This window comes from Streptomyces griseus (assembly GCF_900460065.1).
Taxonomy (GTDB): Bacteria; Actinomycetota; Actinomycetes; order Streptomycetales; family Streptomycetaceae; genus Streptomyces; species Streptomyces griseus.
Genome location: NZ_UAVD01000014.1, coordinates 22731 through 28730, shown reverse-complemented (window position 1 = coordinate 28730; position 6000 = coordinate 22731). Strand labels below are relative to the sequence as shown.

Here is a 6000-nt window from a genome sequence, read left to right as displayed (position 1 = left end):
AACGGTGCGATCACCTGGCTCCATGCGTGGAGCCGGTCCCCGTCGAATCCGCATGCCGCCGCCACGTGCTCGCAGCGGGTCTCGATGCCCTCCAGCCCGGCGCCGGCTACTACGTAGTCCACGGCGTCGAAGCACGGATCGCCGACACAGGCTTTCGGGTCGATGGCCATAGGGCCGCGCTCCGCGCCGCCGTCGAGCACATTGCCCAGGTGCAGGTCACCGTGGAGCAGCACGGTGGTCGCTTCCGTGTCCAGCAGCCGATCGCACCGCCGGATGGCCCTGTCCCACGTGGTGACATCCATGCGTGCGCTGATCGCAGGCTCTGCCAGCCGCCTGCCGACCCGGGCGAAGGCCTCCTCGCACCGCCCCCGCAGCACACGCGCCGGCAGCGCCGGCGGAGCGACCCCGTGCAGGGCGGCGAGCAGATCCGACCACTGTCCCGGAAGCGGAGGCGCGGGCATGTCCCCGGCCGGTGTCCCGGGCACGATCTCCTCCAGCATCATCGCGCCCGCTTCCCCGTCGACGGCCAGCACCGAGGGCACCCGGCCAGAGGAGGCGAACCACCCCAGCATGTGAACCTGTTCAGCCATGAGAGCTCGGTCCGGACTGACCTTCAACACCGCCGGCGTGCCGTCGGGCAGGCGGCACCGCAACGCGATCGACGAAGCGCCGTCCGGGAGGGACTCACCGAGCGAGAGCCCCCACTGGGACGCCAGCCGCGCAATGAGATCCGGCGCGTCTGCACACCACCCGGACACCCGGGGGCCGAATCGACGTACCAACCGTGCCGTGACGCTCTCCACATCCACCAGCAGTCGTTTCACTCAGGTCAGTGTGCCGATCGTGCGATCGTTGTCCACCGCCTTTCCGTGGTTCGCTGTGAACGCGATCCCGACGAGCGGACCGGACCGGAGCGGCCCCTGAAAACCACTCAGCTTCGACTGAGGACAATCGCGAGGGCGATAAACAACAAGCCGAGGTCGCGGTGGCGCTGAAGGTACTGCGGATTGACGCCGGCCCGCCGAGTGAACTCCGCGTCGGAGAGGGCCTGGCGGTTCCTGCGCATCGCGGCCAGGACGCCAAGAACCCCCTGTCGGCACGGCGCCGCCCGACAGCGGCCGCCCTGCCGGCGTCGAGGACCTCGGCCCGAGCGGCGGGACAAGAGGCGGTAGCTGACGGGCAGGCCCGGGGTGAGGATTGCTGCGTCGCACGGAATGCACTCCCGGTCGTGACGACTGCGGTAATGCGGTCGCCGAAGTCGGTCGCGTGCGCGTTGATGCGGCAACTGATGCCGGGCTGGGGTGCGTGCGGGCCGTGAGAGTGCTGCTCGTCGAGGTGACGTCGTGGCCGGTGCCGGCGCGGGACCCGTCTTCAACACCGCTGTATCGTTGGCCGCAAACGGTCGGGGGGGGTCAGTGACGAGGTCCTTGCACTTCAGCTGGGAACTGGGAAGCTCTGGCTGGGCGACGTGCAGGATCTGGGACGGCGTGACGAAGCACCTGGACGTGGTCAGCTACTGCACAAACGCGCTCGCTGACTTGTTGAAAGGCGTGACGGGCCTCTACGGCCTCTATGACGTCCAGCGGTTCTCGTTCGACCTCGAACCGGCAGAGGCACGGTGGATTCTTCGTCGCCGAGGCGACAACGTGCACATCACGATCCGTCGTTTTCCGGACATGATGACGAGCTTCGATGTGCCGGACGGGAAGGGCACCCTCGAGTGGACGTCCACACGCCCTCGTACCTCCCTGGCACATGCGGTCTTGATGGCTGCCGAGAAGGTACGACGAACCCACGGCGAAGATGGCTATCTCCGGAAGTGGGTCCTGCACCCCTTCCCCACCACCGAACTGGAAACCCTTCGTCACCTGCACCTCGCAGCGGATGACTGTGCTCTCCAGCATTGAGCTCTTTCAGCGGCCACCCCAGAGAATGAGTGGACCTCCAGGGTCGACCGGCCTCTGACGACCCGAACCATTGGCCAGGCCGGGCAGCGGGGCGGGCGCGGTCCATGAGCACGCCCAGGAGCCCGCTGATCTCGCCTGCGGTTTCGCCCTAGGCGCGCAGCGCGATCAGGAACCCGGCGAAGGCGACCGGCTCGTGGGCGTCGTCCATGACCTCGCTCATCGCCCACCGGATGTCGTCCGCGGTCAGGTCGTCGCCGCGCAGGAGCGTCGCGAGGAACTGGGGCCAGGTGCGGACGGGTGCGGTCACAGGGGTCTCCTCGATGCGGCCACGGTTCGGGAGCCCAACTCGGTTCGGGCTGGTGCGGAGTTCGAACCTGGCGAGTGGAAGCGGTGTGCGCGGACGGTTCGCGCACGGCTCGGCGCCGGTGGCCCGGGGGGATGCCCGGTGGGCACGGTCGGTCGGCGGCGGCGCGGGCCGCGAGGGTGGCGGGGGTGGGGTCAAGGGCGATGCTGGGGAGGATCCTGGCGCGTATGGGCCGATCCGGCCTACAGACGGGGTCGGGGCTCGCCCGCTGGAGGCTGGGGGTGGGGTGATGCGTCGTTCGTCCGGGGTGTGGCGGGGTTCGTGAGGGGCGCCGGCTCGGGCGTGGCGAGGACGGCGTCGGTCTGTTCCTGTCGCTGGAGGGATGCCGCCTGGATTTCTGCGATCTTCTCCAGCGCGGTCTGCAGGGTGCCGGAGTCCTGGCGTGCGGAGCGCGGTTCCTCGTGGGTGCTTTCCCGGGCGGGTCCGGGTGGCGGGACTGCGGGCTGCGTTGCCGTGTGGAGTCCGGCGGTGAGCTCGGCGAAGATGGCCGCGTGACGGCGGGCCAGCGGCAGTGGGTCCGGGCGCGGGTGGCTCCAGCGGGCTCCGGGCAAGGGGTGGGCCCGGCCGGGGAAGGCTTGCAGGAGTTCGGTGAACTGGTCGTCGCACCAGGACGGCACCCAGGCGCCGGACCGGCACAGGAACACGGCGTCGAACGTACCGGGGATCGCCGTGTGGTCATCGACGTTGACGGTGAGCGGGGCCATCGGCGGGTGCCTGTCGCCCTGAGGTCGCCACGTCGGGTAGGTGAGGGTGAGGCGGGTGCCTCGGGCGTGGTGCACGAGCATCCAGTCCTCGCAGGAGTACTCGCCTTCCTGGGCCCATTCCTCGAAGGTGGCCGGGCCGTTGCGGTGGGGGTAGCCGCTGTCGTGGTGTGCGTCGAAAAGGTGTACCTCCTGCCAGGGCGTGGGCGCTTCGCCGGGCAGGGCGTAGTGGACGGGGGTGAGAGTGCCCGCGTGGGCGTTGGAGTCGGCGTAGAGGAGGGGCGGCCGGGGGTGGGTGAAGGTGAACCGGTCCCAGAAGCCGTCCAGGCCCTCGCAGCGCGGCAGACTGGTTCCCGCCCGGATGAAGTCCTCGGCCCGGAAGGTCCAGATGTCTTCCTGCAGGAAGGGCGTCTCGGCGTGGCCCCAGTCGTAGAGCAGGGGGTCGCCGCGGTGTGCGGCCTCGGCCCCTTCCAGGGGGTTGTGGAAGAAGAAGTCGAAGTCGACGACCAGCAGCCGGCCGTGGCCCGGAGTGTCCACCGGGAGTCCTTTCTCTGCTGTTCCTTTGCTCGTCCGGTGGATTATCCGTGTTCAGGGCACTGCTGCGGCCCGGGGGCTGACTGATTTCCCGCACCGCGACGGGGCGAAGCGCGCCGGCGTCCCGTCCGGCGGGCGCCGTCCTCGCACACCGCGCCGTCGGTACAGGCGCGGGTGCGGATGCGGGTGGCGACGGTGGTGCGCGGCCGGGCGGCGACCGGACCGGCCTCTGACCCACGCGCTCCATGTCGGCACGGGCTGCCGGGCAGCCTGGCTTCCAATTCCGGGGCGACCCGAGCGCGGGACGGCGTGCGACGTCGGGGTGGTGTCAGTGCCCTTCGGCATAGTGCCCCGCATGATGATCCATGAAATCGACGGCGTGGACTGGGGGTCCATGGGCCACGCCTATGGGCCGGCGAGCGATGTTCCGGGCTGGCTGAAGGGAATGGCTTCGGCGGACCCCGGTGTACGGGAAGAGGCGTTCAGCGACTTCTGCAACGCGGCGCACCATCAGGGGGGTGTCTATCCGTGCACGGCGGCCAGCCTGCCGTTCCTGTTCGAGATGGCCGACAGCCCCGCTACGCCTGACCGGGGTTCGGTCATCGGGCTGCTGCTGAGTATCGGCCGGGAGTGCCTGGACATGGATCCCGAGGCGGTGTACTTCATGCCGGACGGCACCGAGTCCAGAGCTCACGTGGACGCGTTGGCAGCGATAGGCGGGCGCGCCGAGGTGTTCGTGCGCTGGGTGGCGGACCCCGATCAGGAGGTGCGGCGGCCCGCGATCGAGGGCCTGGGACTCTTCCTCCACGACACCGCCTGGGCGGTGGACGTCTTGCGCGGTCTGCTTCCCGGAGGCGGCGTGGTGGAGCGGCTGCTCGTCGTGAGGACGGTGGCCACGGTGGCACTGCGGGATGCGGCCGTGCACGGTGCGGCGGCCGGTTGGCTGGAGGCTCTGGCCGGCGACACCGCACAAGCACCCGAGGTGCGGCTCGCTGCCCTCGTGCACCGGGCCCGGTGCACGCCCGGGGAGCTCGGCGAGGCTGTTGTGCCGGCGGCGGTCGGTCTGATCCGGGAGATCGCACCGGAGGAGACCGGCGGGGACGACGACAAGCCCTGCCGGGCCGAGGCGGATGTTGCCGCGGGCACAGCGCCTTCCTCGGGTGTGCCGCCGCAGATCGTTGCGGCGTTCGAGGATCTGGATGGGCACGGCCGGGTTCACGCGCCGACGACCTCCCTGTTGGAGGCGTTTCACACGGTGCTGGGCGATCGTGTGCTGGAGCGCACCGCGTTGCTCGCCGAGCAGTTGTCCAGCGCGGACCCCGGGGTGCGTTACGACGCGATCCGTATGGCGAAGGAGTTGGTCGGCCGGTGGCGTGGGGATCACTCCGGTCTGGTGGTGCTGATCGCGGGCTGTCTCCTGCCCGAGGACGCCTACACCTCGGCTGCGGCGGCGGAGACTCTCGGGGCTCTCGTGCCGGTGAGCGAGCCGGCGCGGGAGGCCCTCGCCGCCTATGTCGAGGCGGCCCGTGCGGAACACGGGCCGGGCGTGTGGGCGGCCCGGGAGCGGCTGGTCCGCCGCGCTCACCAGGAAGCCGTCAGGACGCTGGCATGCCTGGGGGATCTGCGGGCGCTGCCCTGTGTGCTGGAGGCGCTGGACGAGGGCACCGACGCCTGGCGTGCTGTGCAGGTGGCCGGGCATCTGGGCGGGGCGGCCGGTGATCTCACGCCGAGGCTGTCGAAGCTCCTGGCGGAGGTGGACTTCTCGGATCAGTCGCAGTCGATGAGTGCCAATGCTCTTGTGTCCGCCCTGCGGGAGCTGGGTGACCCGGCGGCTGCACCGGCGCTGACCACGGCCGTAGTCACGGCCGTGCGTGAGGAGCAGTGGCATACGGCCGCCTCCGCCCTGAAGGCCCTGGCCTCCTTCGGCCCTGGGGCCGCTTTCGCCCTGGATGTGGTCCGCCCGCTGGCCGACGCGCAGGACGTCACCGTCCGGGCGGCCGCGACCGCGGCACTGTGGGAACTTGAGGGCGATGCGGCCGGCGTCGTGCCGAGGCTGGTTGAGCTTCTTGACACCCACGAGAACGACGAAGCAGCCGCCGTCCTGGGACGGATCGGGCAGGCTGCCGCACCCGCCCTGCCGCATCTGCGGAAGATGATGGCAGCGGGCTACGAGTGGACCCGGGTCTACGCCGCGACAGCCCTGTGGGACATCGGCGGCGAAGCCGAGGCGCCCGCCGTCGTGGAGACGCTCCTGACAGCGTGGGCGGAGAACGACGCAACGTCCAACCGCGTCCTGGCCTGCCTGAACCGCATGGGACCAGCCGCCCGGCCGGCCCTCCCCCAGGTTCGGAAGGAGCTCACGCTTCTGCGCCGCAGCGGCCGCTTCCGCAGCATCTCCAACGACGAGGAACTGCAGGCCGCCTGCCGTGCCATCACAGTCGGCGCCTGAACAACGCCCCTGCGCAGGAGGGCCTCCAGCAGGGCCCCTCCGTCT

5 protein-coding genes are annotated in these 6000 nt (G+C 70.5%); 2 read left to right on the top strand and 3 right to left on the bottom strand.

Features of this window, described 5'->3' with window-relative positions:
- Positions 1 to 803: aminoglycoside phosphotransferase family protein (locus DTB53_RS08010; RefSeq protein WP_112416006.1), on the bottom strand; the 803-nt coding region annotated here is incomplete at its 3' end.
- A 684-nt stretch (positions 804 to 1487) separates the two neighbouring features.
- On the opposite strand from DTB53_RS08010, the gene DTB53_RS08000 reads away from it, so the two are divergent.
- A complete protein-coding gene (locus tag DTB53_RS08000; protein ID WP_256091198.1) occupies positions 1488 to 1907 on the top strand; it encodes a hypothetical protein in 420 nt (139 codons plus the stop codon).
- A gap of 148 nt (positions 1908 to 2055) precedes the next feature.
- Here DTB53_RS08000 and DTB53_RS07995 read toward each other — a convergent pair whose 3' ends face one another.
- Complete coding sequence (locus DTB53_RS07995) at positions 2056 to 2214, bottom strand: hypothetical protein (RefSeq protein WP_079139690.1); 159 nt, start codon at positions 2212 to 2214, stop codon at positions 2056 to 2058.
- A 239-nt stretch (positions 2215 to 2453) separates the two neighbouring features.
- Positions 2454 to 3509 carry a hypothetical protein gene (locus DTB53_RS07990; protein ID WP_075025158.1) on the bottom strand — a complete coding sequence of 352 codons (1056 nt, stop codon included), beginning with the start codon at positions 3507 to 3509 and terminating at the stop codon, positions 2454 to 2456.
- 352 nt (positions 3510 to 3861) lie between these two features.
- On the opposite strand from DTB53_RS07990, the gene DTB53_RS07985 reads away from it, so the two are divergent.
- A complete protein-coding gene (locus tag DTB53_RS07985; RefSeq protein ID WP_256090804.1) occupies positions 3862 to 5955 on the top strand; it encodes a HEAT repeat domain-containing protein in 2094 nt (697 codons plus the stop codon).
- Positions 5956 to 6000 lie beyond the last annotated feature (45 nt).

Coding starts and splice junctions, on each gene's coding strand:
- DTB53_RS07985 (WP_256090804.1), top strand. CDS start 3,862: ATGATGATCCATGAAATCGACGGCGTGGACTGGGGGTCCATGGGCCAC.